This window comes from Pantoea sp. CTOTU49201, from assembly GCF_032054795.1.
Lineage (GTDB): Bacteria > Pseudomonadota > Gammaproteobacteria > Enterobacterales > Enterobacteriaceae > Pantoea > Pantoea symbiotica.
In genome coordinates, this window is record NZ_DAMBSA010000524.1 from 1 (window position 1) to 2,633 (window position 2,633).

Here is a 2,633-nt window from a genome sequence, read left to right on the forward strand (position 1 = left end):
TTTTGATCGTGCGTCACCATCAGCGCCGACAAGCCAAGCTTGATAATCAGCTCGCGCAGGAACACGCGCGCCTCTTCGCGCAGTTTGGCGTCGAGGTTTGATAACGGTTCATCCAGCAGGATCACCGGCGGGTTGTACACCAGTGCACGGCCAATCGCCACGCGCTGCTGCTGACCACCAGAAAGCTGGTGCGGATGGCGTTTGCCAAGGTGGCCGAGGCCAAGTTGGTTCAACACATCCTGCACGCGTTGAGTGATCTCCGCTGCCGCCACTTTGCGCAGCTTCAGCGGATAGGCCACGTTCTCAAACACGGTTTTGTGCGGCCACAGCGCGTAGGACTGGAACACCAACCCCAGATTACGTTCTTCCGCTGGGATCTCACTGCGCGGCGTGCCGGCGTAAACCGTATTGTTGCCAATCACAATGGTGCCCTGCGTCGGCTTCTCCAGCCCCGCGACCGCGCGCAGCAGCGTAGTTTTGCCGCTGCCGGACGGGCCAAGCAGGGAAACCACTTCGCCGCGCTGCAAATTCATCGACACGCCTTTCAGCACCGGATTGTCGCCGTACGTTAAGTGCAGGTTCTCGACCGATAATTCAATCATGTAATTTGACTCCAAATCGCAGGGCAATACCCAATCCGACCACGACCAGCAGGATGTTAATAAAGGAGAGTGCGGCAACGATATCAATCGCGCCCGCCGCCCACAGGGAAACCAGCATTGAGCCGATGGTTTCCGTGCCGGGCGAAAGCAGGTACACGCCGGTGGAATATTCGCGCTCGAAAATCAGGAACATCAGCAGCCATGAGCCAATCAGGCCGTAGCGGGATAACGGAATGGTGACGTGACGCGTAATCTGTCCGCGTGTGGCGCCAGTGCTGCGCGCCGCCTCTTCCAGTTCTGGACCCACTTGTAATAACGTTGAGGAGATCAGGCGCAGGCCATACGCCATCCACACCACGGTGTAGGCCAGCCAGACGCTGAAGATGGTGCTGCGCAGCGAACGCAGCCAGACGATAAGGTGATCGCGCAGCCACTGCGACCAGACGAAATCCGACAGCCAGCCCGATTTGAGCGAGTTATCCAGCCACATCGGCAGGAACAGGAACACCCAGAGAAACGCCAGACCGGCCAGCAAGCCCGGCACCGCACGCGGCACCAGCACGCTGTAATCAAGGAAGCGCGTGGTGTTATCGGGTTTACGGTGCATGGCGATACCGATAAACAGATAACAACCCACCGCCAGCGCGCCGCCGATCACGCCAATCGCCATTGAGTTGACGATAGCGCGCAGCAGGTTGGGCTGCGCCCAGATGGTCTGGAAGGTCTTGATCGACAGCTCATCCCAGATCGAAACGCCAACGCCCCAGTTAGAGATAAACGCACGCAGCACCACGCCCAGCAGCGGCACGCCAATGGTCACCGTCAGCCAGAATGCCACAACTGCGCCCGCCACCCAGCGCCATTTGCCCAGTGGCAGCGCACGCGCCTGCGAAGCTTTACCTTTCACGGTGACAAAGCGATTGGCGGTGCGCATCAGGCGGCGTTGCAGCATCACCAGCGGAATAGTGATACAGATCAGCACTACCGCGACGGCGGCCATCAGGTGATAAGACGGCGTGCCGAGTTTATTGGTCAGCTGATAGAGATAGGTGGCCAGCACCATGTTGCCTTCGGGATCGCCCAGCACCAGCATCAAACCGAACACTTCCAGCCCAAGGAAGAACAACAGCACGATGGCATACAGAATTGACGGGCGTACCATCGGTAAACTTACCGCCGTCATCACCTGTAACGGCGAAGCACCCGAAATACGTGCGGCTTCTTCCACATCCGATCCCACGCTGCGCAGGGCAGAAGAGATGTACAGATAGGCGTGCGGGACGTGCGTCAGGCCAGCGATCACCACGATGCTCGACATGTCGTAGATATTCCACGGCACGAACCCCAGCAGTGATTGCGCCCACAGCGAGAAGAATCCCACCGGGCCCGCCGCCACCACATAACCAAAGCCCAGCACCATCGGCGAGACAAAAATGGGCACGAGGATCAGCGGCTCAATGATGCGTCGGCCAGGTAAATCGGTACGCACCATCAGGAACGCCAGAATACCGCCCAGCGGAATGGCGATGATCACCAGCCCGAAAGCGAGAATAAATCCGCTGCGCAGCGCTTTGTAGAAGTCGGGATCGGTGAAAATAAATGCAAACGATTCCAGGCTCCACTCTTTCGACGGCGAAAAGAACGGCGCGGACAAGAAACTTTGTATCACGATAAACGACAGCGGAACGTAGATAACCAGCGCGGTTATCAGCACCACAACGCCGCGCGGCAGGCTTTGCCACTTTCTATGCAATGCACGCATATTGAGACCCTGAATGGCGAAATCAGATAAGAGAAAGCTGAGCGCGGCGCAGTCGCCGCGCTTGATAACGGCGGTTATTTACCGGCTGCTTCGCGCCACTGTTTGATGTAATCCAGACGTTTTTTCGGTTGCAGATATTCCAGCAGGCTTTCATCAACTGGGATCGGTTTCAGCGCGTTGCCCAACATTTTGGTCATGCCATCAATGTCGTTTTTGCCTTCAATATCGTTGCGCAGGGAAGGGATGTCGGCCTGATTAGCCAGAATGCT

General features: G+C 57.5%; 2 protein-coding genes and 1 pseudogene. All 3 read right to left on the reverse strand.

Annotated features, from left to right (window positions below; translation table 11 throughout):
- On the reverse strand, positions 1 to 602 hold a 602-nt coding region (locus tag RTY00_RS23215), incomplete at its 3' end, for an ABC transporter ATP-binding protein (RefSeq protein WP_312666530.1).
- Entirely contained in the window at positions 595 to 2,364 is a 1,770-nt protein-coding gene (locus RTY00_RS23220) for an iron ABC transporter permease (protein ID WP_312666531.1), read from the reverse strand. The genes RTY00_RS23215 and RTY00_RS23220, both read right to left, overlap by 8 nt.
- A gap of 74 nt (positions 2,365 to 2,438) precedes the next feature.
- Positions 2,439 to 2,633, reverse strand: a pseudogene (locus tag RTY00_RS23225) (ABC transporter substrate-binding protein); the annotation flags it as partial.